Source organism: Streptomyces sp. NPDC046887, from assembly GCF_040644755.1.
GTDB classification, from domain to species: domain Bacteria; phylum Actinomycetota; class Actinomycetes; order Streptomycetales; family Streptomycetaceae; genus Streptomyces; species Streptomyces lichenis.
This window is the reverse complement of sequence record NZ_JBEYXH010000029.1, coordinates 37,002-60,321: the sequence shown is the minus strand read 5'-3', so window position 1 is coordinate 60,321 and position 23,320 is coordinate 37,002. Positions and strand designations below refer to the sequence as shown.

The window sequence follows — 23,320 nt, the reverse complement described above, 5'->3', positions numbered from 1 at the left end:
GGCGCCCGATCACCCGCCCGAGCGGCGTCCGCCGGGGCCCGGCCGGGCCCGGAACCGCCTTGGGCGTATGGCGGGGGAGCGGGGAGGATGGGGGCAGGAACCGTCAGCCACAGCCAGCCGGGAGGAAGAAGCGTGAGCGAGTCGAGCCAGGCGCGGACCACCGCCGTCACGGGCGAGGACGAGGTCGTCGACCTCTGCCGCGACCTCATCCGGATCGACACCAGCAACTACGGCGACCACTCCGGCCCGGGGGAGCGGGCGGCCGCCGAGTACGTCGCGGAGAAGCTGGCCGAGGTCGGACTCGAACCGAGGATCATCGAGTCCCACAAGGGCCGGGCCTCCACGGTCGCCCGGATCGCCGGCGAGGACCCGTCGCGGCCCGCGCTGCTGATCCACGGGCACACCGACGTCGTCCCGGCCAACGCCGAGGACTGGACCCACCACCCGTTCTCCGGGGAGATCGCGGACGGCTGCGTCTGGGGGCGCGGCGCGGTCGACATGAAGGACATGGACGCGATGACCCTGGCGGTCGTCCGCGACCGGCTGCGCAGCGGCCGCAAGCCGCCGCGCGACGTGGTGCTGGCCTTCCTCGCCGACGAGGAGGCCGGCGGCACCTACGGGGCCCGCTACCTGGTGGACAAGCACCCGGACCTCTTCGAGGGGGTGAGCGAGGCCATCGGCGAGGTCGGCGGCTTCTCCTTCACCGTCAACGAGAACCTGCGGCTGTACCTGGTGGAGACCGCCCAGAAGGGCATGCACTGGATGCGGCTCACCGTGGACGGCACCGCCGGGCACGGTTCGATGACCAACAACGACAACGCCATCACCGAGCTGTGCGAGGCGGTCGGCCGGCTGGGCCGGCACACCTGGCCGGTCCGGGTCACCAAGACCGTACGGTCGTTCCTGGACGAGCTGTCCGACGCGCTGGGCACCCCGCTCGACCCGGACGACATGGAGGCGACCCTCGCCAAGCTCGGCGGCATCGCCAAGATGATCGGCGCCACCCTGCGCAACTCGGCCGCCCCCACCATGCTGGGCGCCGGCTACAAGGTGAACGTCATCCCCGGCCAGGCCACCGCACATGTGGACGGCCGCTTCCTGCCCGGCCACGAGGAGGAGTTCCTCGCCGACCTCGACCGGATCCTCGGCCCCCGGGTGCGCCGCGAGGACGTGCACGCCGATAAGGCCCTGGAGACCACCTTCGACGGTGACCTGGTGGACGCCATGCAGTCCGCGCTGCGCGCCGAGGACCCGATCGCCCGCGCGGTGCCGTACATGCTCTCCGGCGGTACGGACGCCAAGTCCTTCGACGACCTCGGCATCCGCTGCTTCGGCTTCGCGCCGCTGAAGCTGCCCCCGGAGCTGGACTTCGCCGGGATGTTCCACGGCGTGGACGAGCGCGTCCCGGTGGACGGCCTGAAGTTCGGGGTACGGGTGCTGGACCGGTTCCTCGACGCCAGCTGAGCCTGGCCGGCCGCCGGGTACGGACCCTACCGCGCGCCGCCGCGACGCCGCCGACCTGCGGTGTCACGGCGGCGCGCGGCCTTGTGCACGGGTTGCGCACAGGGCGCGTACGGCATGGCACGGCATCGCGCGCGGCATTAGTCGGCTGAAACGACACTCCAATAATCGCCTGCTTGTGCCCCTCCGACCGGAAAGGGTGAACGGCACCACCGGCGCGTAGCCCCCTTCCCTCCCTTTCGTTACAGGTGTGCGGTCCGCGGCTGGGACCGCATTGCCAACTAGGAGGAACAATGATCAAGAAGGTCGCCGCTGTCGCGGCTGCCGCGGGTGGCCTGATGCTGGCGGGCGCGGGTATGGCCGTCGCCGACGCGGGCGCGCAGGGCGCCGCTGTGGGCTCCCCGGGCGTCCTCTCGGGCAACGTCGTCCAGGTGCCGATCCACATCCCGGTCAACGCCTGCGGCAACACGGTGAACGTCATCGGCCTGCTGAACCCGGCCTTCGGCAACACCTGCATCAACAAGTGACGTTGAGCCCTCTCCCCTAGCGGTCCGCTAGTGGTCCACGTCCGGCCGGCCCCGGAGCGCGCGCCATGCGCTCCGGGGCCGGCGGGCATTGCGGGCCCGTGCTTGCCGGACCGCACCATGCCCGCGGGCGAGGCGCCCGGGGTACTCAAGGAAGCCTGGAAGGCAGGAAACCAGCAATGCGACAGGTCACTCGCAAGGGCCTGACCCTCATCGCGGCCGCAGGCGGCGTGCTCGCCCTCGGCGGGGGTTACGCGCAGGCGCACGGCGGTGCCGGCGCCGAAGGTGCGGCGGCGAACTCCCCCGGCGTCGGCTCCGGCAACGCCGTCCAGGCGCCGGTGAGCGTCCCGGTGAACGCGTGCGGCAACTCCGTCAACGTGGTCGGCGCCCTCAACCCGTCCTTCGGGAACAAGTGCGTCAACCAGGGCAGCGGGGCGCACGCCGCCGGTGCGACCAGCAACTCCCCGGGCGTCGCCTCCGGCAACAACGTCCAGGCCCCGGTCACCGTCCCGGTCAACGCCTGCGGCAACAGCGTGAACGTGGTCGGCGGACTCAACCCGACCTTCGGCAACAAGTGCCAGAACGGCCACTCGGGCCACCAGCCGGGCAACCCGGGCAACCCCGGCAACCCCGGGAACCCGGGCAACCCCGGGAATCCCGGCAACCCGGGCAACCCCGGGAATCCCGGCAACCCGGGCAACCCCGGGAACCCCGGGAATCCGGGCAACCCTGGGAACCCTGGGAATCCGGGCAACCCCGGTCAGCCTGGGAACCCCGGTGAGCCCGGCAACCCGGGGAACCCCGGCAACCCGGGTGAGCCCGGAAACCCCGGCACTCCTGGCAACCCCGGCACTCCCGGTAACCCCAGCACCCCCGGCACTCCGAACGAGCCCACCGGGCCCAACACCCCGGAGACCCAGACCGACACCCCGCAGAAGGACGACGAGCTGGCGCTCACCGGTGCCGCCCCGCTCGGGGCGATCATCCCCGCCGCCGGGGCGCTGCTGCTCGGTGGCGCGGTCCTCTACCGGCGCGCCCGCCGGGCCGCGTAACCGCCGCACCCGGGCCGCCGCACGCGCTCCCGCGCCCGGCGCCCCCACCGCGCGCCATGACCGTCCGCGCGCCCGGCCCTGCGGGGCCCGGCCATGAAGCGGGGCGGCCCTGAACCCAGGGCCGCCCCGCTTCCGGTCTCCGGTCCTCGTCCGGGCCTCCTCCGGGCCCGATGTCCGCGTTCCCCCGGTTCGCTGTCCTCCCGGCTGAGGGTCCGGGGCTACCAGGTGGCCCGGACCTGGCGGATGATCCGCCGTCGCAGGCGGACCCGGCGGCTGCCGTCCCGCATCAGGCTCAGGCGGTCCAGCTCCCAGTGTCCGTACTCGGCATGGTCGGTGAGCAGACGGGTGGCATCCTTGCGGGAGACCCCGCGAGGGACGTACACGTCGACGAATTCGTATTCCGGCATCGCATCTATTGTGCGGCCACCCGCCCGGTACGGATAGCGTCTGCACTATGTCTGATGCTGCGCAGCCCACCGCTGCCGAGGTACGTGCCGCCGCCGAGGCGGTCAAGGCCGCACTGGACCGGCACCTGGAGGCGGTGGAGAACCGCACCGGTGAAGACGACCCGGCCGTCCACGCGGCCTTCAACGCCCTGGCCGCCGCGGCCGAGGCCTACGACGAGCGCCTCTACGACCGGTACGACGAGGTCACGCCCTTCGAGATCCCGGGCGTGGAGGACTCCCTGCCGCCCTACCAGGGCCCGACCGAGCCGAACGCGCTGACGGTGCTGATCCGGCGGGACTACGCGGTGGTGGAGCCGCAGAGACTGCTGGCGCAGGCGCAGCGCGTCGCCGACCTGGACCGGGGTGAAGAGGACGAGGGCGCGGACGCCGTCGCCATGGTGGGCGCCAGCACCCACGCCGCGCTGGGGGTGCTGTTCGGCGAGTTCGAGCCGGACGAGATCGCCTCCCGGCACGCCGAGTTCGGCTTGGAGGAGGGCGACTCCACGCTCTGGGTCGCCGCCGCGGACGAACTGCCCGAGCCGGGGGAGTGGCTGAGCACCCCGTTCGACCAGGCCGAACCGGGCCGGGTGATCTGCCGGTTCGACGTCAGCGCGGTCTTCGACGAGGACGACTTCCAGGACACCCCCGGCCTGGCCCCCCGCCGCGATTCCGCCTGACGGCTCTCCTGCGACCGGGCCGCGGCCCTCACGGCGCCGCCGTCCCCATCGCACACCCCCCCCGGCCCGCCGCCCCGCCCAGGGGCGGCGGGCCGAGTCATGCCCGGTGCCGTGGCGCGCCGGAAGGGACCGCGTCGGGACCGCCCCGGCCCGTAGCCCCCTGCCCGTAGACCCGGGACCGAGGGCGGGCGAGCCCGGGGCGGGGTCCACCGGGGGCCCGGGCCCGTCTGTTCCCAGGGCCCGGCGGGTCGGCCGGGGTGGGCGTCAGTCGTCGGTCGCCGGGGCGAGCAGTCGGGTCAGCAGTTCGGTGAGCCGGGTGGTGCGAGGGCGGGGGAGGATCTCGGCGACCGCGCGGGGGAGGGCCTGGTCCACGCCGTGGACGACCGAGAGGTGCCGCTCGCCGCGGCCGAAGGCGGTGTAGACCCAGGCGCGGTCCAGCCCCGGGGCGGCGTCCCCCGGGAGCACCACCACGGCGGCCGGCCAGCGCGTCCCGGCCGCCTGGTGGGCGGTCAGGGCCCAGCCGTGCCGGACCGAGGACTCCACGGCGTCCTTGGGGACGGTGGTCCGGCCGGTCTCGCCGCAGTCCAGGTGCAGCCCCTCCGCGTCCGCCGAGACCACCATGCCCGGCACGGTCCGGCCCGGCGCGGGGGTGTACGCCACCCGGTCGCCCGGGTCGAACCCGCCGAACCGTCCGGGGCCCGGGTTGAGCCGCTCCTTCAGTGTCGCGTTCAGCGCCCGGGTGCCGGCCGAACCCCCGTGCCCGACCGTGATCACCTGGGTGTGCTCGACCGGCACACCGATCGCCCGGGGCACCGAGTCCGCCACCAGCTGCACCGTGCGGTGGACGGCCTCCCCGGCGTCCCGCACCGGGACGATCACCACCTCCTTGCCCGGAGCGGCCACCTGGTTCAGCTCACCGACCCCGATCCCGGAGACCAGCTCCCCGATCGGGCCGTGATCGGGGAGGCGGGAGGCTGCCTTGGGGCATACCCCGGCCGCGAGCACATCCGCGAAGACCCGGCCCGCGCCCGCCGACCACAGCTCACCGGGGTCACCGCTCAGCACCAGTCGGCAGCCGTCCGGCAGCGCCTCCACCAGCATCGCGGCCGTCTCCACGTCCAGCCTCGGGGCGTCCAGCACCACCAGCAGGTCCAGCGCCAGCGCCCCCTCCTCGTCCCGGCCCGGGCCGGCCGCACCGGAGAGCAGCCCGCCCACCGTCACCCGGGCCGCGCCCGCCTCGCCGGAGCCCTCACCGGGGCCGCCGCCGGGACGCGGGGTCCGTCGGACACCGTCGCCCGTGTACGCGGCCACCGTCGCCCGCAGCCCGCGGTCATGCGCCGCGTCGGCCAGGGCCACCGGCTCCCGGCGGGCCTCCTCGCCGCCGGTGTGCAGCACGAGCCCGTGCTCGGCGAGCGGACCCGCCAGCTCGGCCGGGCGCAGCTCGCGCCAGCGCTCCTCCGGGGCGGTGCGGGCGATCCGGGCCAGCCCGTCCGCCAGGCTCTCCTCCGCCATCGCATAGCGGTCGAGCCCGAGCAGGACCCGCCCCGGGGCGCGTCCGCCCTCGTCTCCTCCGGCCTCCGCCGTCTCCTCGCCCTCCGGGTCAGGATCCGGCTCCTCCTCGTGCTCGCCGTCCGCTCCCTCGCGGAAGACCAGCACCGCGCCCTCGGCCACGGTGTGCCGCACCGCCTCGTCCGGGTCGGGCACGCGCCGCTCGGCCAGCGCCGCCCGCACCTCGTCCGCGTCCACGGCGGTGTGCCCGCGCTCGGCGGCCTGCTGGAGCAGCCAGCCGGTGAGCGCCACCGCACGGCGGCCGTCGTCCGGACCGCACTCGGCACCGAGCAGCGCCCGGGCGAAGCCGTCGGCCTGCTCCGGCCGGAGCCCGGGCACCGCCAGCAGCCGCCAGGGGTCCTCCCGCAGGGCGTCCGCCGCCGTCTCCCCCAGCGCCTCGGCCACCCGGGCGGCGAACGCCTCGGGCGCCCCGCCCTCGGCCAGCACCGACCGCACCGCGGCCACCGCCTCCGGGCTGGCGGCGCGCCGGGCATCATGCGGCCGCCGCTCGGGCGCGGGGGCCGTGCGTACCGGCTCGGGGGCCGCCGGCCGGGGCGCGGACCCGCGCGGCGGGGGCGCGGGGGAGTCGTACAGGGCCGCCCCCGTCTGCTCACCGCTCTCCACCGCGCGCACCGCGGCCAGCAGATCGGCCGCGGAGCCGCTGAGCTTCCCGCCCGCCTGGAGCGGACCGCCCTTGGCCGCCTTGCGCTCCTCGATCCTGGCCCGCAGCTCCCGCTGGGCCGCCAGCTCCGCCTGCGCCTCCGACAGCCCCCCGGCCGAGGCGTCCGAGCCGCCCGGCTCCTTCTCGTCGGGCCCGGCCCCAGTCGAGGCCGGTGCCTCCGAGGCCGGTGCCTCCGAGGCCGGTGCCTCCAAGGCCGGTGCCTCCAAGGCCGGCTCCCCTCCCCGCTCCGGACCGGCCTCCGGCTCCGGACCGTCCGCCGACTCCGCCTCCGGCTCTGGACCGTCCGCCGACTCCGACTCCGGCTCCGACTTCTGCTGCGGGTCGGGCTCGGCGGGCGCGGCGTGCTCCTCCGCGGCCTGCTCCTCCGCCGCGGGCTCGTCGTCGCTGTCGCTCGGGTGGCCGGGGGTCTCCCCCCGGGGAAGCGCGGTCACAGGGTGCTCCAGTCCTGGTCGGGGTAGCGGTGCACGGGGGCCGAGACATCGTCCAGCGCCCGTCTGATCTCGTCAGGAAGACTAAGGGCCTCCACTGACAGCGCCGCCGTGAGCTGCCGCGCGTCGCGGGCGCCGACGATCGGGGCGGTCACCCCGGGCCGGTCCCGCACCCAGGCCAGGGCCACCTGGAGCGGGGTCGCCGCCAGTCCGTCCGCCGCGATGGTCACCGCCTCCACCACCCGGGCGGCGTCCTCGTCCAGATAGGGCTCGACAAAGGCCGCCAGCCGCTCCGAGGCGCCGCGCGAGTCGGCCGGGACGCCCTGGCGGTACTTGCCGGTCAGCACCCCGCGCCCCAGCGGGGAGGACGGCAGCAGCCCGACACCGAGGTCCCGGGCGGCGGGCAGCACCTCCCGCTCCACGCCCCGCTGCAGCAGCGAGTACTCCATCTGGGTGCTGGCCAGCCGGGCCCGGCCGCCACCCCCGGCGAGCTGCCAGGTCGCGGCCTTCGCCAGCTGCCAGCCGCAGTAGTTCGACACCCCCACATAGCGGGCCCGCCCGCTGCTGACCGCGATGTCCAGCGCCTGGAGGGTCTCCTCCAGCGGGGTGTCCGGGTCGAAGGCGTGCACCTGCCACAGGTCCACATAGTCGGTGGCCAGCCGGGCCAGCGAGGCGTCCAGCGCCGCCAGCAGATGCCCGCGCGATCCGTCGAACCGGCGGTCCGGGTCGGCCACGCTGCCGGCCTTGGTCGCTATGACCAGCTCATGACGGGGGATCAGCCGCTCCACGAGCTGCCCGAGCAGATACTCGGCCTCGCCGCCGCCGTACACGTCCGCCGTGTCGATCAGCGTGCCGCCCGCCTCCCAGAACGCCTTCAGCTGGTCGGCGGCGTCGTGCTCGCCGGTGTCCCGGCCCCAGGTGAGGGTCCCGAGCCCGATCCGGGACACACGCAGGCCGGTCCGGCCCAGATGCCTCTGCTCCATGGCGGCGAGATTACTGGCCGGAGGCGTACGGGCAGAGAGGCTGTGGACAACCGTGGGGAGAGACCGCCGCACCTTCGGGTGGGGCGCCTGTCCACAGCACCCGGCAAGGAGCGCCGGGGCCGGCTTGGCGGACCCGCCCCCTGACGGGACGGGGAGGGGCGCGCTAGGCTCCGCCCCCAGGACGTTACTGGTCAGTAAACGGTGTGTAAGGGGACCTGTATGCGGCTCGGCATCAACCTCGGCTACTGGGGCGCGGGCATGGACGGCGACAACCTCGCCGTCGCACAGGAGGCGGATCGCCTCGGGTACGACGTGTGCTGGGCCGCCGAGGCGTATGGCTCGGACGCGCCGACCGTGCTCTCCTGGGTCGCGGCCCAGACCGAGAACATCGACATCGGCTCGGCGATCATGCAGATCCCGGCCCGCCAGCCCGCGATGACCGCCATGACCGCGGCCACCCTGGACTCGCTCTCCGGCGGCCGCTTCCGCCTCGGTCTCGGCGTCTCCGGACCGCAGGTCTCCGAGGGCTGGTACGGGGTGAAGTTCGACAAGCCGCTGGCCCGCACCCGCGAGTACGTGGAGATCGTGCGCAAGGCGATGGCCCGGGAGCGGCTCACCCACGACGGCGAGCACTGGACGCTGCCGCTGCCCGGCGGCCCGGGCAAGCCCATCAAGCTCACCGTGCACCCGGAGCGCGAGCACATCCCGCTCTACATCGCGGCGATCGGCCCGAAGAACCTGGAGCAGACCGGCGAGATCGCCGACGGCGCGCTGCTGATCTTCCCCTCCGCCGAGCATCTGGAGGAGACCGCCCTGCGCCCGCTGCGGGCCGGGCGGGAGAAGGCCGGCAAGACCATGGACGGCTTCGACGTGGTGCCCACCGTGCCGCTGGCCGTGGGCGACGACGTCACCGGGCTCGCCGACATGTTCCGCCCGTACACCGCGCTGTACGTCGGCGGTATGGGCAGCCGGAAGCAGAACTTCTACAACCAGCTCGCCCAGCGGATGGGGTACGAGAAGGAGGCCGCCGAGATCCAGGAGAAGTACCTCGGTGGCGACAAGGCCGGTGCGGCCGCCGCCGTACCGCACTCGCTGATCGACCAGACCACCCTGCTCGGCTCGGTGGAGCGGATCGCCGAGAAGATGGCCGCCTACGCGGAGGCCGGGGTCACCACGCTGACCCTCGCCCCGGCCGGCTTCACCCTGGAGGAGCGGATCGCCGCCCTCCGCGCCGGCACCGAGGCCCTGGAGCACGCCGGGCTGGTGGACTGAGAGCGGGAAGAGGGCCCCGGGGCGTGTGCGGCTGACGCCCCGGGGCCGCACCCGGCCGGCCGGACGCGCGCGACACAGCCGGAGACGCGACAAAGCCGGAGACGGGGCACGCCGGAGAAGCGACACGCCGGAGACGCGGCACGCCGGAGACGCGGCACGCCGGAGACGCGCGACGCAGGCGCGGAGTCCGGACAGGTCTGCGGCCGTGGTGGGGGCTCGGGGTCATCCCCGCCACGGCCGTCGCGCTGCACAACGCCCCACTCGCCCCGGGGTTACGCAACCGGGCAGAGCCGATCGGCGCACTCCCGCGCCCGTCCTCGTTGCTTCACCCCTCGTACGGCATGCCGCCCGTCCCCGGCGGAGACGGATGGAAGCACGCAAGGAGACCGGGAAGCCCGGCGGTCCGGGCGTGCGCGTACGGAGGTGGCACCCATGCTGTCGGCCCGAAGCCTGTTCCAGGAGATCCTGGACCACGACGAGTCCTACCGGCTGTTCTGCTCCATCGCGGCCAGCGGGGAGGCCCAGGGCGGCTGGGAGAACGGGCGGATCGCCGCCCTCGTCCCCGAGGGCCTGCGGGAACTGGCCCCCAAGATCGCCCGGCACGGCGCGGACGAGGACAAGCACGGCCGGATCTTCCAGGGGCTGCTGCGCAAGCGGAGCCTCAAGTCCGCCCCCGTCCCCGCGGCCACCGACTACACCATGCTGCTGGAGCGGCGCGGCATCGGCCTCACCCACGACAAGCTGCGCCGGGACCAGCCGCTGACCGAGCGGGACATCGTGGTCTACCTCTGCCACAGCCGGGTCACCGAGCAGCGCGCCGCCGACCAGATGGACATGCTGGTCCGCTACTTCGGCGACCACCCCGAGGTCGGCAAGGCGATCCGGATGATCAGCCACGACGAGGACAACCACCTCGCCTACTGCCACGAGGAGCTGCTGCGGCTGGCCCGCGCCGGGCACGGCCGGTTCATCCTGCGCACCCTGCGCGAGTCCGCCCTCGCGGAGACCGCCGTCTACCGGGACGTCAGCCTCGCCGTCCTGGCGCACATGGGCCGCATCCTGCGCTGGCCCAAGGCCAAGTCGGCGCTGCTCGCCGCCGGTGTCCACGCCCTGTACGGCTACGAGCGGGCCGGCGGCTGGCGGCGGATGACCGAACTGCGGATGCCGGAGCGCCGCGACGCCCTCGGCGGCCCGGCGGAGCCCGAGCGCGAGCCCGCGCACGCCCCCGCGTACTGAACCGCTGCCGGGGTCACAGCCAGCCGCGCCGTTTGAACAGCCGGTGCAGGCCGATCACCGCCACCACCATCAGCAGCACCACCGCCGGGTAGCCCCACTCCTCCTTCAGCTCCGGCATGAACTCGAAGTTCATCCCGTAGACCCCGGCCACCATGGTCGGCACCGCCGCCATCGCCGCCCAGGCCGAGATCTTGCGCATATCGTCGTTCTGCCGCACGCCCATCTGCGCGAGATGGGCCGACAGAATGTCCGAAAGCAGCCGGTCCAGCCCCTCCACCTGCTCGGTCGCCCGGGTCAGGTGGTCGGCCACGTCCCGGAAGAACGGCTGCGCCTCCTCGCTGACGAACGGCACCCCGCCGCTCGCCAGTCGGGCCGTCGGGCCGGACAGCGGATTGGTGGCCCGGCGGAACTCCAGCACCTGCCGCTTGAAGGTGTAGATCCGCGCCGCGGTGTTCTTGGCGTCCCCGCCGGCCGGCTGGAACACCTCGGTCTCCAGCTCCTCCAGGTCCACCTGGAGCTCGCCCGCCACATCGATGTAGTGGTCCACCACCGCGTCGCTGATCGCGTACAGCACCGCCGTCGGCCCCTGCCGCAACACGTCCCGCTCCCGCTCCAGCCGGTCCCGTACCGCCGCCAGCGGGGCGCCCGCCCCGTGCCGCACGGTCACCACGAAGGAGTCGCCGACGAACACCATCAGCTCCCCGGTGGACACGGTGTCGCTCTCCGGCTCGTACACCACCGGCTTCAGCACCATGAACAGCGAGTCGTCGTACACCTCCAGCTTGGGCCGCTGATGCGCCTTCAGCGCGTCCTCCACGGCCAGCGGGTGCAGCCCGAACTCCTCGGTGACGTGCGTGAACTCCTTCTCCGTCGGTTCGTGCAGCCCGATCCAGAGGAAGGTGTCGCCACCGGACGCCCGGGCCGCGTCCAGCGCGTCGGAGAAGTCGTCCGAACCCTCGGTGCGGTGGCCGTCCTGGTAGACGGCGCAGTCGACGATCACAGCGCGTATTCTCCCTCCGGGCGCCGGGCCGCGCACCCGTCCGGCCGCCTACCCTGGCAGCCATGGCCACGTTGATCCTGGTACGGCACGGACGCTCCACCGCGAACACCGACGGCGTGCTGGCGGGCTGGACCCCCGGCATCGCCCTGGACGAGCGGGGCGCCGCGCAGGCCGCCGCGCTCCCCGGGCGCCTCGACGGGGTGCCGCTCGCCGCCGCCGTCTCCAGCCCGCTCCAGCGCTGCCGCGAGACCCTGCGCCCGCTGCTGGACGCCCGCCCCGCACTGCCCGTGCACACCGACGACCGGATCGGGGAGTGCCACTACGGCGACTGGTCCGGCCGCAAGCTCTCCGAGCTGTCCGGCGAACCGCTGATGGAGGTCGTCCAGCAGCACCCCTCCGACGCGGCCTTCCCCGGCGGCGAGTCCATGCGCGCCATGCAGGCCCGCGCCGTCGACGCGGTCCGCGAGTGGAACGCCCGGGTGGAGGCCGAGCACGGCCCGGACGCCGTGTTCCTCATGTGCTCGCACGGCGACATCATCAAGTCGGTCGTCGCCGACGCCCTCGGTATGCATCTCGATCTGTTCCAGCGCGTCCATGTGGACCCTTGTTCCGTGACCGCCATCCGTTACACCCGTCTGCGGCCATTTCTGCTGCGACTCGGCGACACCGGCGACCTCTCCGCGTTCGCCCCGCGCGAGCGGCCGGAGCAGGGACCGGATGCGGGCCGGGACGTCGCCGCGAGCGGGAACGCGGAGGTGGGCGGCGGCGCGGGCGCACCGTGATCCCTTCGCACAGTAGGGTGGACGGGCCCGAGGCGCCGTCGTCGCCTCACCGGCCGCGTATCGCCTCGGTGAGAGCACCGCGTGCCGGAGCACGGCCGGCCGCGAACTGAAGCAAGGGAGAGGGAACGTGTCCCGTCAGGTGTTCCTCTATGACCCACCGGAGCGTTTCGTGGCCGGCACGGTCGGGCTGCCTGGGCGCCGCACCTTCTTCCTCCAGGCGTCCGCGGGCGGCCGCACCACCAGCGTCGCCCTGGAGAAGACCCAGGTCGCCGCGTTGGCCGAGCGCATCGACGAACTGCTGGACGAGGTGGTGCGCCGCACCGGCGGCAACGCCCCGGTGCCCGCCGTCGCCACCTCCGAGGCCACCGACACCGCGCCGCTGGAGTCCCCCGTGGAGGAGGAGTTCCGGGTCGGCACCATGGCGCTCGCCTGGGACGGCGAGGACCAGCGGATGATCGTGGAGGCACAGGCCCTGGTCGAGCTGGAGGCCGACTCCGAGGAGGACCTGGCCGAGGCCGAGGAGCGGCTGCTCCAGGACGAGGAGAACGGCCCGCCGATGCTTCGGGTCCGGCTCACCGGCTCCCAGGCCCGGGCCTTCGCCAAGCGCGCCCTGGACGTGGTCAACGCGGGCCGCCCGCCCTGCCCGCTGTGCAGCCTGCCGCTCGATCCGGAAGGACATGTATGCCCGCGCCAGAACGGGTACCGGCGGGCGTGAGGCCGGCCGGCGACACGGGCCCGGTTCCGGATGCGGTGCCGGCCCCGGACGAGCTGCTGGAGGTGCTCGCCGAGGGCGAGCTGACCGTGCGCGGGCAGGTCCGGGAGGCGTCCAACGCGGTGCTGCTCTGCACCGCCGCGTACCGGGGGCGGGAGGTCGACTGCGTCTACAAACCGATCGCCGGAGAGCGCCCGCTGTGGGACTTCCCGGACGGCACGCTCGCCGAGCGCGAGGTCGCCGCCTACGCGGTCTCCGAGGCCACCGGCTGGGACCTGGTCCCGCCGACCGTGCTGCGGGACGGCCCGTACGGCCCCGGCATGGTGCAGCTCTGGGTGGAGAGCGACCCGGACGCGGAACTGCTCGCCCTGGTCGACGGCGACGAGCCCGGCGACGGCTGGAAGGCCATCGGGTACGCGCAGGTCGAGGAGGACCGCACCGCCCTGCTGGTGCACGCCGACGACATACGGCTGCGGCGGCTCGCCGTGCTCGACGCGGTGGTCAACAACGCCGACCGCAAGGGCGGCCATCTGCTGCCCGCGCCCGGCGGCCGGCTGCACGCCATCGACCACGGCGTCACCTTCCACACCGAGGACAAGCTGCGCACCCTGCTGTGGGGCTGGGCCGGCGAACCGCTGCCCGACGAGGCCCGCGACACCCTGGCCGGCCTCGCCGAGGCGCTCGCCCCGGCCGCCCCGCTCGCCACCCGGCTGGCCGAACTGATCACCCCGGACGAGCTCACCGCGCTCCGCGCCCGGGTGGCCGCCCTGCGCGCCTCCGGCCGCCACCCCGAACCGTCCGGGCAGTGGCCGGCCATCCCCTGGCCGCCCGTCTGAGACCGGGGACGGCGGGAAGACCGCACCCCCCGGGGCCCACCTCCCCGGGCGCATACCGCACGCCCCTCCGCAAGAGCGCCGCTCCGGCCACCGCGGTCCCTCCGCCCCGGTCCGACCCGTATCCGGTTCGTATCCGGACGCCGCGTCCGGTTAGGCTCATGAGCATGCATGCCTGGCCCGCTTCCGAGGTCCCCGCCCTGCCCGGCAAGGGCCGCGACCTCCGGATCCACGACACCGCGACCGACGGCCGAGTGACCCTCACCCCCGGTCCGGTCGCCCGTATCTACGTCTGCGGTATCACGCCGTACGACGCCACCCATCTGGGGCACGCGGCGACCTACAACGCGTTCGACCTCGTACAGCGTGTGTGGCTGGACACCAAGCGGCAGGTCCACTACGTCCAGAACGTCACCGACGTGGACGACCCGCTGCTGGAGCGGGCCGTGCGCGACGGCATCGACTGGGCGGTGCTGGCCGAGCGCGAGACCGCGCTGTTCCGCGAGGACATGACCGCCCTGCGGATGCTGCCGCCCCGGCAGTACATCGGCGCCGTCGAGGCGATACCCGGCATCGTCCCGCTGGTGGAGCGGCTCCGCGACGCGGGCGCCGCCTACGAGCTGGACGGCGACGTCTACTTCTCCGTCGAGTCCGACCCGCACTTCGGCGAGGTCTCGCACTACGACGCCGAGGCCATGCGGGTGCTGTCCGCCGAGCGCGGCGGCGACCCCGAGCGCCCCGGCAAGAAGAACCCGCTCGACCCGATGCTGTGGATGGCCGCCCGTGAGGGCGAGCCCAGCTGGGACGGCGCCAGCCTGGGCCCCGGCCGCCCCGGTTGGCACATCGAGTGCGTCGCCATCGCCCTGGACCACCTCGGCATGGGCTTCGACGTCCAGGGCGGCGGCTCCGACCTGGTCTTCCCGCACCACGAGATGGGCGCCTCGCACGCGCAGGCGCTCACCGGCGAGTTCCCGTTCGCCACGACGTATGTGCACGCCGGCATGGTCGCCCTGGACGGCGAGAAGATGTCCAAGTCCAAGGGCAACCTGGTCTTCGTCTCCACCCTGCGCCGCCAGGGCACCGACCCGGCCGCCATCCGGCTCGCCCTGCTCGCCCACCACTACCGGGCGGACTGGGAGTGGACCGACCAGGTGCTGCGGGACGCCGAGGAGCGGCTGGCCCGCTGGCGCGCCGCGGTCTCCCGCCCCGACGGGCCGTCCGCCGACGCCCTGCTGGAGGAGGTCCGCGAGGCGCTCGCCGACGACCTCGACTCGCCGGCCGCGCTCGCCGCGGTGGACCGCTGGGCCGCCGCCCAGCAGGCCGGGGGCGGCACCGACGAGAGCGCCCCCGGGCTGGTCTCCCGCACGGTGGACGCGCTGCTGGGCGTGGCGCTGTAAGAGGCGGATGCTACGAGAAGAGGGCGGCAACCCCGACGGGTGCCGCCCTCTTCCTCGTCACCGATCCGAACGCCCGTCACCGATCCGAACGCCGTACGCCGGGCCTGTGCTGCCCTCCGGCCCGGCCCCCGGCTCAGTCCTCCGCGCGCCCCTCGGACGAGTCGCCGTCCTCGCCCTCGCCCCTGTCCTTGGACCGGTCGCCGGGCGCGTCGCCCCTCTTGCTCTTGCGGGCCGTGCCCTTGGTGCCACGCGCCTTGCGTCCGCTCGGCCGCTCGGCGGCCTCCGCGTCCGTGTGCGCGCCCGCATCCACCGGTCGATCAGCCGCCGGTCCGTCAGCCGTCGCGCCACCGCCGGACTCCGCGTCCGCGGCCGTCCCGCCGTCCGGGCCGCCCTCGGCGGTCTCCGGCTCCGGGTCGGTCCGGCGGGTGGAGCGCCGGGTCCGGCCGCCGCGCGGGCGCCGGGGCGCGTCCTGGCCCCCGGTCTCGTGCTCGTCGGCCTGGTCCTCGCCGGTCCCGGCCTCGGCGGTCCCGGTCTCGCCGGTCCCGGCCTCGGGGGTGTCCTCCGCGGACTCCTCCGCCGACTCCTCGGCAGCGCCCCCGGCGTCCTCGCCGGCCGGCTCCGTGTCCCGCTGCTGCTCCGGCGACTGCTCCGGCGACTTCGGCTTCGGCGGCCGGGCGCGGCCCCCGGAGGGGTCGCGCAGATAGCCGGCGTCACCGGACTCGGTGGCGTGCCCCGCCCCGCCCCCGTCCCGGCGCCGCAGATAGCGCTCGAACTCGCGGGCGATGGCCTCGCCGGAGGCCTCCGGGAGCTCGGCGGTGTCCCGGGCCTCCTCCAGGGTCTGCACATACTCCGCGACCTCGCTGTCCTCCGAGGCCAGCTGGTCGACGCCGACCTGCCAGGCCCGGGCGTCCTCGGCCAGTTCGCCGAGCGGGATACGGAGGTCGATGAGGTCTTCGAGGCGGTTCAGCAGTGCCAGGGTGGCCTTCGGGTTGGGCGGCTGCGACACATAGTGCGGGACCGCCGCCCACAGGCTCACCGCCGGCACCCCGGCGTGGGTGCAGGCCTCCTGGAGGACACCGACGATGCCGGTGGGACCCTCGTAGCGGGTCTCCTCCAGGTCCATGGTGCGGGCCAGTTGCGGGTCGGAGGTCGCCCCGCTGACCGGCACCGGACGGGTGTGCGGGGTGTCGCCCAGCAGCGCGCCGAGGATCACCACCATCTCCACGCCCAGCTCATGGGCGAAGCCCAGGATCTCGTTGCAGAACGAGCGCCAGCGCATGGACGGTTCGATGCCCCGGACCAGCACCAAGTCGCGGGGCTTGTCCCCGCCGACGCGGACCACCGACAGCCGGGTGGTGGGCCAGGTGATCTTCCGCACCCCGCCCTCCATGAACACCGTGGGCCGGTTGACCTGGAAGTCGTAGTAGTCCTCGGCGTCGAGGGCCGCGAACACCTCGCCCTTCCACTCCCGCTCCAGGTGCGCGACCGCGGTGGAGGCGGCGTCGCCGGCGTCGTTCCAGCCTTCGAACGCGGCCACCATGACCGGGTCGATCAGCTCGGGAACCCCCGCGAGCTCGATCACCCAGGCCTCCTTCCGAAGTTCCGTACGTACGAACCAACCTTACGGGCAACGGCGGGCCCGCCCGCAGCCCCCGTACCCGTCCGGGTGCACTTCACCGGCCATTCCCACCTGCCGGAACCTGCCCGGAACCTGCCCGGAACCTGCCCGGAACCCGCTGACGAGGGCCCGGAAGGGCGGTCGGAGCGCCGACCGCAAGCCACTACCCACCAGGGCCGCCGCGAACCCCCGCCGGGACGTGCGGGAGGGGCCCGGGAAACGCGGTGGGGCGACTCCGTCGAAGGAGCCGCCCCACCGCGCCGTGTCCCGCTTCCCGTACTCCTGCCGGTCCGTCAGTTCCGGTCGCCGAGCACCGACTCGACCCCGGCGCGGATCTCGTCCGTGGCCAGGCCGCGGATCGTCAGCGTGGTCCGGCGGCGCAGTACGTCGTCCGCGGTGGCGGCCCACTCGTGGTCCCGGGCGTAGGCGACCTGCGCCCAGATCTCGGGCGCGTCCGGGTGGACCCGCTCGGCCAGCTTCGGGTTCTCCTGGGCCAGGCGCGCGATGTCGAAGGCGAGCGAGCCGTAGTGGGTGGCCAGGTGCCGGGCGGTGTCGGCGGCCATCCGCGGGCCGGGCGTGCCGCCGTCCACCAGCAGCCGGTGGGCGACCGCGTTGGGGTTGGCTATGCCCGGCAGCGGCAGCTTCTTCGGCAGGTGGGAGATGGGCTCCATGTCCTCGCCCAGCGGGTGGCCGGGGAGGGCGGCGAGCTTGTTCATCACGGTGCGGCCGATGTGGCGGAAGGTCGTCCACTTCCCGCCGGCCACCGACAGCATCCCGCCGCGGCCCTCGGTGACCACCGTCTCCCGCTTGGCCTTGGAGGTGTCCCCGGGGCCGCCGGGCAGCACCCGCAGGCCCGCGAAGGCGTAGGTGATCAGGTCGCGGGAGAGCTGCTGGTCGCGTACCGAGAAGGCGGCCTCGTCCAGGATCTGGGCGGTGTCCTTCTCGGTGACCGCGACCTCGCCCGGGTCGCCCTCGTACTCTTCGTCGGTGGTGCCGAGCAGCAGCATGTCCTCCCAGGGGAGGGCGAAGGTGATCCGGTACTTGTCGATCGGGGTGGCGAGCGCGGCCTTCCACGGGGAGGTCCGCTTCAGCACCAGGTGGGCGCCCTTGGAGAGCCGGATGGAGGGGGCCGCGTTCGGGTCCTCCATCTTCCGCAGGTGGTCCACCCAGGGACCGGTGGCGTTGAGGACGAGGCGGGCGTTCACGCCGAACTCCGCGCCGTCCATCCGGTCCCGCAGCTCCGCGCCGGTGACCCGGCCATTGGTGAACCGCAGCCCGGTGACCTCTGCGTGGTTGAGCACCACGGCCCCGGAGGCGACGGCGGCGCGGACCGTCATCAGCGCCATCCGGGCGTCGTTCATCTGGTCGTCGCCGTACACGGCCACGGCCTTGAGGTTCTCGGTGCGCAGCTCGGGCACGTCCTGCGCGGCCTTGGCGGGGCTGAGCAGATGGCCGACGCCGTCGCCGAAGGCGGAGAGCGCCGAGTAGGCGAAGACGCCCGCGCCGAGCTTGGCGGCGCCGTGCGGGCCGCCCTTGTACACCGGGAGGTAGAAGGTGAGCGGGTTGGCCAGGTGCGGGGCGACCTGGCGGGAGACCGCCCGGCGCTCGAAGTGGTTCTCCGCCACCAGCTTCACCGCGCCGGTCTGCAGATAGCGCAGACCGCCGTGGAGGAGCTTGGAGGAGGCGGAGGAGGTGGCGCCGGCGAAGTCGCCGGCGTCCACCAGGGCCACCCGCAGCCCGGACTGCGCGGCGTGCCAGGCGGTGGAGATGCCCAGGATGCCGCCGCCGATCACCAGGAGGTCGTACGTCGCCTTGTCGAGCTGCTCCCGGGTCTCGGCGCGACCGGGCAGCGAACCGGCGGCCGGGTGCGTCCCGTGCGAGGGGACGCTCTGCAGGGTGGTCATATCGCTAACTCCCGTTCCTACTTCTCTTCGTCGTCCAGCCAGCCCATGGAGCGCTCCACGGCCTTGAGCCAGCTCTTGTACTCGCGGTCCCGCTTGTCGGCGTCCATGCGGGGGGTCCACTCGGCGGCCCGGCGCCAGTTGGCGCGCAGGGCGTCGGTGTCCGGCCAGAAGCCGACGGCCAGGCCGGCGGCGTAGGCGGCGCCGAGGCAGGTGGTCTCGGCGACCATCGGGCGCACCACGGGTGCGTCCAGGACGTCCGAGAGGGTCTGCATCAGCAGGTTGTTGGAGGTCATGCCGCCGTCCACCTTGAGGGCGGACAGCTCGACGCCGGAGTCCTTGGTCATGGCGTCGGTGATCTCGCGGGTCTGCCAGGCGGTCGCCTCCAGCACGGCGCGCGCGATGTGCGCCTTGGTGACGTACCGGGTGAGTCCGGCGATCACCCCGCGGGCGTCGGAGCGCCAGTAGGGGGCGAACAGGCCGGAGAAGGCCGGCACGAAGTAGGCGCCGCCGTTGTCCTCGACGGAGGAGGCCAGGGTCTCGATCTCGGCGGCCGACTTGATCAGGCCCATCTGGTCGCGCATCCACTGCACCAGGGAGCCGGTGACCGCGATCGAGCCCTCCAGCGCGTACACCGGGGCCTGGTCGCCGATCTGGTAGCCGACCGTGGTCACCAGCCCGCTGTAGGAGTTGATGATCTTGTCGCCGGTGTTCAGCAGCATGAAGGTGCCGGTGCCGTACGTGGACTTGGCCTCGCCCTCGGCGAAACAGGTCTGGCCGAACAGGGCCGCCTGCTGGTCGCCGAGCGCGGAGGCGACCGCGACGCCGTCCAGCACGCCGCCCTTGACGGTCCCGTACACCTCGGCGGACGAGCGGATCTCCGGCAGCATGGCGAGCGGGACGCCGATGGAGGTGGCGATCTTGTCGTCCCACTCCATGGTGTGCAGGTTCATCAGCATGGTGCGGGAGGCGTTGGTGACGTCGGTGATGTGGACGCCGCCGTCGGTGCCGCCGGTGAGGTTCCAGACGACCCAGGAGTCCATGGTGCCGAAGAGGATGTCGCCGCGTTCGGCGCGCTCGCGCAGCCCCTCGACGTTGTCGAGCAGCCAGCGGGCCTTGGGCCCGGCGAAGTAGGAGGCCAGCGGCAGGCCGGTCTCCCGGCGGAAGCGGTCCTGCCCGACGTTGCGGCCGAGCTCCTTGCAGAGCGCGTCGGTGCGGGTGTCCTGCCAGACGATGGCGTTGTGGACGGGCTCACCGGTGTTCTTGTCCCACAGCAGCGTGGTCTCGCGCTGGTTGGTGATGCCGATGGCCTTGACGTCGGCGGCGGTGATGCCCGCCTTGTCGATGGCGCCGGCCACGACCTCCTGGACGTTGGTCCAGATCTCGGCGGCGTCGTGCTCCACCCAGCCCGGCTTGGGGAAGATCTGCTCGTGCTCCTTCTGGTCGACGGCGACGATGCGCCCGTCGCGGTCGAAGACGATGCAGCGGGAGGAGGTGGTGCCCTGGTCGATGGCGGCGATGAAGGGGCCGGTGGTGTGTGTGTCGGTCACGATGGCTCCGGTGGTGAGGAGGAAGGACGGCTCGAACTGCTCGGCGCTTTCCCTACCCGTACGCGTACGGATACGAGTCCGGATACGGTCCCGCGGTCGTCGTTACGCGAAGGCGAGGGAGTAGATACCCGCCGCGAGGGCGCCGCCCGCCAGGGGGCCGACGACCGGGATCCAGGCGTAGCCCCAGTCGGAGCCGCCCTTGTTCGGCAGCGGCAGCAGGGCGTGCACGATGCGCGGGCCGAGGTCGCGGGCCGGGTTGATGGCGTACCCGGTGGGGCCGCCGAGCGAGAGGCCGATGCCGACCACGACCAGGGCGGTGATCAGCGCGCCCAGGGTGCCCAGGCCCTTGCCGCTGTCGTTGAGGCCCTGGGTGAGCACGGCGAGCACCAGCACCGCGGTGCCGATGACCTCGGTGGCGAGGTTCTGCCAGGCGACCCGGACCTCCGGCCCGGTGGAGAAGATGCCGAGGACCGGGCCGGCGGGCTGCCGGGCGGTCGTGTCGTGCGGCCCCTCGATGGGCTCGTCCGCCAGGTCCCCGATGATCTCCCGGTCGGTGAGGTGGGCTCGGAACTGCCCGTAGTAGGCCACCCAGACCAGCGCGGCGCCGATCATGGCGCCCAGCAGCTGCCCGGCGAAGTACACCGGGACGTTCCCCCACTCGCCGTCCTTGACGGCGATGCCGACGGTGACCGCCGGGTTGAGGTGGGCGCCGGAGAGCGGAGCCGAGGTGTAGACGGCGGTGAGCACCGCGAAGCCCCACCCGAAGGTGATCGCCAGCCAGCCCGCGCCGCGGGCCTTGGAGCTCTTGAGCGTGACGGCGGCGCAGACTCCGCCGCCGAGCAGGATGAGTATGGCGGTCCCTATGGTCTCGCCGATGAAGATGTCGGAGCTGGACACCCGCGACTCCTTTGTCCTTCGTCCAGGGGAAGGCGAACCCCGGGTCCCTCCGGTGGTCCGCGCCCTCGGCTGAGGGCGGTAACCGGCCTCCTGGCGTTGTCCCACTCTAACGCGTATTGCCGGTAGGTGTTCGACAATGCCGACCGATGAACGGCAGTTTTGCTCCCTCGTAAACGTGACGTCAAGGCTTCGACCAGCCGAAACCCGTTCGTTACCGATGATGCGCCGCCCGCGCCGGACCTGCCCGGTGCGGGGGCTCCGGAGACCGGGTCGGAGGCACCGATGAGTTCCGTGCCGGGAGGCGGTCCACCCTCCCGAAGGCCCGCACACCCGGCGGGCGGCCGAGCCCGAGCAGCAAGGAGCACCGCCATGACCAGCGCGACCCCGTTCACGATGGAGAAGATCCGCCCCTGCCTCTGGTACGACGGCGAGGCCGAGGCGGCCGTCGACTTCTACGTCTCGCTCTTCCCGGACTCCGAGGTCCAGAAGGTCACCCGCTACACCGAGGAGGGCCCCGGCGAGCCCGGCTCCGTCCTCACCATCGAGTTCACCCTGGCCGGCCGCCAGTACATGGCCCTCAACGGCGGCCCGGAGTTCCGGTTCAACGAGGCGGTCTCGCTCTCGGTGGACTGCGGCACCCAGGAGGAGGTGGACGAGCTGTGGGACCGGTTCCTGGCGGGCGGCGGCGAGGAGAGCGTCTGCGGCTGGCTGAAGGACCGCTGGGGCCTGTCCTGGCAGATCGTCCCGACCCGTCTCGTCGAGCTCCTGGACGACCCCGACCCGGCCCGCGTCGCCCGCGTCTTCCGCGCCATGCTCAAGATGCGCAAGCTCGACGTGGCGACCCTGGAAGCGGCGTAACGGCGCGGGGCGCCGGGGGAGGGGGCCGCGGGCGGGGCGCCGGGAAGTGGGTGAGGGGCGCCAGGGAGTGGGCGGGGGTGCGCGCCTACGGGGGCAGGCCCCGTCGCGTACGCCTGTGCTGGTACGCCTTCGGGGGGTGCGGGCTCCGGGTCCGGTAGGGCGCGGACCCCTGCTCGTACGCCTAAGGGGTGCGGGCTCCGCGTACGTACGCCCGGCGGTGCGGCCAGGCCTCAGGCCGTACGTCCTGGGGCGCGCGCCCATGCCCGTACGTCTCCGGGGCCGGTACGCCGTGGGGGCGCGCACCTCGTTCCCGTACGCCTTCGGGGCTGCCGACCCCGTCCCCGTACGCCCTCGTGGGCGCGGAACCCGTCCCCGTACGCTCCGGAGGTACGGGCCCCAGGGCCGCGTGCTGCCGTACGCCGTCAGGGCCCCCGGCCCGCCGCCGGGCCCGCCGCCGCACAGGCGGCCCCGGTATCCGCCGCCGCACAGGCGGCCCCCGCTGCCGCAGAGGCGCCCCCCTAGAACCGCCCCGCGCCCAGGTCCCGGGAGACCGCGCGGGCGCAGTCGCGTACCGCGGCGACCAGGCCGGAGCGGAGTTCGCCGCCCTCGCAGATGCGCTCCACCGCGCCGGTGATGGCCACCGCGCCCACCGGCATCCGGCGCCGGTCGTGGATGGGCGCGGCCACCGAGGCGACCCCGTCCCAGGTCTCCTCCACGTCCGCCGCCCAGCCGCGTGCCCGGATCAGGTCGAGCAGCTGCTCGAAGTCGGCCAGCGCGGTCACCGTGCGCGGGGTGAACGCCTCCCGCTCCACCTCCACCACCTCGCTGTGCGCCACCGGGTCGTACGCCGACAGCACCTTGCCCAGCGCGGTGGAGTGCAGCGGCTGCATGGCACCCACCTCCAGCACCTGGCGGCTGTCGTCCGGCCGGAAGACGTGGTGCACCACCAGCACGCCCTGCTGGTGCAGCACCCCCAGGTGCACGCTCTCCCCGCTGGAGCGGGCCAGGTCGTCGGTCCACACCAGGGCCCGGGCGCGCAGCTCGTGCACGTCCAGATAGCTGTTGCCGAGCCGCAGCAGCTCCGCCCCCAGCTGGTAGCGCCCGGACGCGGGGTCCTGCTCCACGAACCCCTCCGCCTGGAGGGTGCGCAAGATGCCGTGGGCGGTGCCCTTGGCGAGCTCCAGCGAGGAGGCGATGTCGGACAGCCCGAGTCTGCGCTCCCCGCCCGCGAGCAGACGCAGCATCGCCGCCGCCCGTTCAAGCGACTGGATGTTCTTCGGCATCGCCCGGCCCTTCTTCCACGGTTCGACAATGCTGAACAGTATCGGCCGTTGCCGACCACCGGCCACCTGCGAAGAGTCCCCTCCACGCCCGGTGCCCACACTCCGTCCGCCGACATCGGCGTCCAGCAGGTGAACTCGATGTCCATGGGGGCAGACGCATGGTTAGGCTGGCCCGGTGCG

General features: G+C 73.7%; 19 protein-coding genes and 1 pseudogene. 11 read left to right on the top strand and 9 right to left on the bottom strand.

Annotated features, from left to right (window positions below; translation table 11 throughout):
• Positions 1 to 132: 132 nt before the first annotated feature.
• The 3 genes from ABZ945_RS23690 (at position 133) to ABZ945_RS23680 (ending at position 3,037) form a co-directional block, all read left to right on the top strand.
• Positions 133 to 1,464, top strand: coding sequence for a M20/M25/M40 family metallo-hydrolase (locus ABZ945_RS23690; RefSeq protein WP_248635027.1), 1,332 nt, complete (start codon positions 133 to 135; stop codon positions 1,462 to 1,464).
• Between the two features lie 290 nt (positions 1,465 to 1,754).
• Complete coding sequence (locus ABZ945_RS23685; RefSeq protein ID WP_361272883.1) at positions 1,755 to 1,988, top strand: chaplin; 234 nt, start codon at positions 1,755 to 1,757, stop codon at positions 1,986 to 1,988.
• Between the two features lie 176 nt (positions 1,989 to 2,164).
• Positions 2,165 to 3,037 carry a chaplin gene (locus ABZ945_RS23680; RefSeq protein WP_361272880.1) on the top strand — a complete coding sequence of 291 codons (873 nt, stop codon included), beginning with the start codon at positions 2,165 to 2,167 and terminating at the stop codon, positions 3,035 to 3,037.
• A 218-nt stretch (positions 3,038 to 3,255) separates the two neighbouring features.
• Here the strand turns inward: ABZ945_RS23680 and ABZ945_RS23675 are convergent, their stop codons facing one another.
• The gene (locus ABZ945_RS23675) at positions 3,256 to 3,444 is read right to left on the bottom strand and encodes a DUF5703 family protein (protein ID WP_007380901.1); all 189 of its coding nucleotides are present in this window, start codon (positions 3,442 to 3,444) and stop codon (positions 3,256 to 3,258) included.
• A gap of 47 nt (positions 3,445 to 3,491) precedes the next feature.
• On the opposite strand from ABZ945_RS23675, the gene ABZ945_RS23670 reads away from it, so the two are divergent.
• Entirely contained in the window at positions 3,492 to 4,160 is a 669-nt protein-coding gene (locus ABZ945_RS23670) for a hypothetical protein (RefSeq protein WP_361272877.1), read from the top strand.
• 264 nt (positions 4,161 to 4,424) lie between these two features.
• On the opposite strand, the gene ABZ945_RS23665 is transcribed toward ABZ945_RS23670, so the two are convergent.
• Together ABZ945_RS23665 and ABZ945_RS23660 are read right to left on the bottom strand one after the other, a co-directional pair.
• Positions 4,425 to 6,821, bottom strand: coding sequence for a helix-hairpin-helix domain-containing protein (locus ABZ945_RS23665; RefSeq protein WP_361272875.1), 2,397 nt, complete (start codon positions 6,819 to 6,821; stop codon positions 4,425 to 4,427).
• Positions 6,818 to 7,801 carry an aldo/keto reductase gene (locus tag ABZ945_RS23660; protein WP_361272872.1) on the bottom strand — a complete coding sequence of 328 codons (984 nt, stop codon included), beginning with the start codon at positions 7,799 to 7,801 and terminating at the stop codon, positions 6,818 to 6,820. The genes ABZ945_RS23665 and ABZ945_RS23660 overlap by 4 nt, the downstream gene beginning before the upstream one ends.
• Positions 7,802 to 8,020: 219 nt before the next feature.
• Here ABZ945_RS23660 and ABZ945_RS23655 point away from each other — a divergent pair, with 219 nt between their 5' ends.
• Together ABZ945_RS23655 and ABZ945_RS23650 are read left to right on the top strand one after the other, a co-directional pair.
• Positions 8,021 to 9,073 (top strand): LLM class F420-dependent oxidoreductase, encoded by a 1,053-nt coding sequence (locus ABZ945_RS23655; protein WP_361272870.1) that lies wholly within the window; start codon positions 8,021 to 8,023, stop codon positions 9,071 to 9,073.
• A gap of 432 nt (positions 9,074 to 9,505) precedes the next feature.
• Positions 9,506 to 10,309, top strand: a complete 804-nt coding sequence (locus ABZ945_RS23650; RefSeq protein ID WP_361272868.1) for a ferritin-like domain-containing protein — start codon at positions 9,506 to 9,508, stop codon at positions 10,307 to 10,309.
• Between the two features lie 13 nt (positions 10,310 to 10,322).
• On the opposite strand, the gene corA is transcribed toward ABZ945_RS23650, so the two are convergent.
• Positions 10,323 to 11,318 (bottom strand): magnesium/cobalt transporter CorA, encoded by a 996-nt coding sequence (gene corA / locus ABZ945_RS23645; protein ID WP_361272956.1) that lies wholly within the window; start codon positions 11,316 to 11,318, stop codon positions 10,323 to 10,325.
• A 53-nt stretch (positions 11,319 to 11,371) separates the two neighbouring features.
• Between corA and ABZ945_RS23640 the strand changes: the two genes are divergently transcribed.
• The 4 genes from ABZ945_RS23640 to mshC all read left to right on the top strand — a co-directional run bounded on the left by ABZ945_RS23640 (position 11,372) and on the right by mshC (position 15,033).
• The gene (locus tag ABZ945_RS23640) at positions 11,372 to 12,091 is read left to right on the top strand and encodes a histidine phosphatase family protein (protein WP_361272866.1); all 720 of its coding nucleotides are present in this window, start codon (positions 11,372 to 11,374) and stop codon (positions 12,089 to 12,091) included.
• Between the two features lie 127 nt (positions 12,092 to 12,218).
• Positions 12,219 to 12,806 carry a DUF3090 domain-containing protein gene (locus ABZ945_RS23635; RefSeq protein WP_361272864.1) on the top strand — a complete coding sequence of 196 codons (588 nt, stop codon included), beginning with the start codon at positions 12,219 to 12,221 and terminating at the stop codon, positions 12,804 to 12,806.
• Entirely contained in the window at positions 12,773 to 13,639 is an 867-nt protein-coding gene (locus tag ABZ945_RS23630) for an SCO1664 family protein (protein WP_361272862.1), read from the top strand. The genes ABZ945_RS23635 and ABZ945_RS23630 overlap by 34 nt, the downstream gene beginning before the upstream one ends.
• 164 nt (positions 13,640 to 13,803) lie before the next feature.
• Positions 13,804 to 15,033, top strand: a complete 1,230-nt coding sequence (gene mshC, locus ABZ945_RS23625) for a cysteine--1-D-myo-inosityl 2-amino-2-deoxy-alpha-D-glucopyranoside ligase (RefSeq protein WP_361272859.1) — start codon at positions 13,804 to 13,806, stop codon at positions 15,031 to 15,033.
• Between the two features lie 742 nt (positions 15,034 to 15,775).
• Here mshC and ABZ945_RS23620 read toward each other — a convergent pair.
• The 4 genes and pseudogenes from ABZ945_RS23620 to ABZ945_RS23605 form a co-directional block, all read right to left on the bottom strand.
• Positions 15,776 to 16,615 (bottom strand): annotated as a pseudogene (locus tag ABZ945_RS23620) (PAC2 family protein); the annotation flags it as partial.
• Positions 16,616 to 16,944: 329 nt separating this feature from the next.
• Entirely contained in the window at positions 16,945 to 18,555 is a 1,611-nt protein-coding gene (locus ABZ945_RS23615; protein ID WP_361272857.1) for a glycerol-3-phosphate dehydrogenase/oxidase, read from the bottom strand.
• 17 nt (positions 18,556 to 18,572) lie between these two features.
• Positions 18,573 to 20,102, bottom strand: coding sequence for a glycerol kinase GlpK (gene glpK / locus ABZ945_RS23610; protein WP_361272855.1), 1,530 nt, complete (start codon positions 20,100 to 20,102; stop codon positions 18,573 to 18,575).
• Positions 20,103 to 20,204: 102 nt separating this feature from the next.
• Positions 20,205 to 20,999, bottom strand: a complete 795-nt coding sequence (locus ABZ945_RS23605; protein ID WP_361272852.1) for an MIP/aquaporin family protein — start codon at positions 20,997 to 20,999, stop codon at positions 20,205 to 20,207.
• Between the two features lie 369 nt (positions 21,000 to 21,368).
• Between ABZ945_RS23605 and ABZ945_RS23600 the strand changes: the two genes are divergently transcribed.
• A complete protein-coding gene (locus ABZ945_RS23600; RefSeq protein ID WP_361272850.1) occupies positions 21,369 to 21,857 on the top strand; it encodes a VOC family protein in 489 nt (162 codons plus the stop codon).
• 518 nt (positions 21,858 to 22,375) lie between these two features.
• On the opposite strand, the gene ABZ945_RS23595 is transcribed toward ABZ945_RS23600, so the two are convergent.
• The gene (locus ABZ945_RS23595; RefSeq protein ID WP_361272847.1) at positions 22,376 to 23,140 is read right to left on the bottom strand and encodes an IclR family transcriptional regulator; all 765 of its coding nucleotides are present in this window, start codon (positions 23,138 to 23,140) and stop codon (positions 22,376 to 22,378) included.
• Between the last annotated feature and the right edge of the window lie 180 nt (positions 23,141 to 23,320).

Bases quoted from the DNA above. Each gene is read 5' to 3' on its own strand.
- ABZ945_RS23630 (WP_361272862.1), top strand. From the start codon at position 12,773: ATGCCCGCGCCAGAACGGGTACCGGCGGGCGTGAGGCCGGCCGGCGAC.
- ABZ945_RS23640 (WP_361272866.1), top strand. From the start codon at position 11,372: ATGGCCACGTTGATCCTGGTACGGCACGGACGCTCCACCGCGAACACC.
- ABZ945_RS23685 (WP_361272883.1), top strand. From the start codon at position 1,755: ATGATCAAGAAGGTCGCCGCTGTCGCGGCTGCCGCGGGTGGCCTGATG.
- ABZ945_RS23670 (WP_361272877.1), top strand. From the start codon at position 3,492: ATGTCTGATGCTGCGCAGCCCACCGCTGCCGAGGTACGTGCCGCCGCC.
- mshC (WP_361272859.1), top strand. From the start codon at position 13,804: ATGCATGCCTGGCCCGCTTCCGAGGTCCCCGCCCTGCCCGGCAAGGGC.
- ABZ945_RS23650 (WP_361272868.1), top strand. From the start codon at position 9,506: ATGCTGTCGGCCCGAAGCCTGTTCCAGGAGATCCTGGACCACGACGAG.
- ABZ945_RS23655 (WP_361272870.1), top strand. From the start codon at position 8,021: ATGCGGCTCGGCATCAACCTCGGCTACTGGGGCGCGGGCATGGACGGC.
- ABZ945_RS23595 (WP_361272847.1), bottom strand. From the start codon at position 23,140: ATGCCGAAGAACATCCAGTCGCTTGAACGGGCGGCGGCGATGCTGCGT.
- ABZ945_RS23600 (WP_361272850.1), top strand. From the start codon at position 21,369: ATGACCAGCGCGACCCCGTTCACGATGGAGAAGATCCGCCCCTGCCTC.
- ABZ945_RS23680 (WP_361272880.1), top strand. From the start codon at position 2,165: ATGCGACAGGTCACTCGCAAGGGCCTGACCCTCATCGCGGCCGCAGGC.
- ABZ945_RS23615 (WP_361272857.1), bottom strand. From the start codon at position 18,555: ATGACCACCCTGCAGAGCGTCCCCTCGCACGGGACGCACCCGGCCGCC.
- ABZ945_RS23675 (WP_007380901.1), bottom strand. From the start codon at position 3,444: ATGCCGGAATACGAATTCGTCGACGTGTACGTCCCTCGCGGGGTCTCC.
- ABZ945_RS23660 (WP_361272872.1), bottom strand. From the start codon at position 7,801: ATGGAGCAGAGGCATCTGGGCCGGACCGGCCTGCGTGTGTCCCGGATC.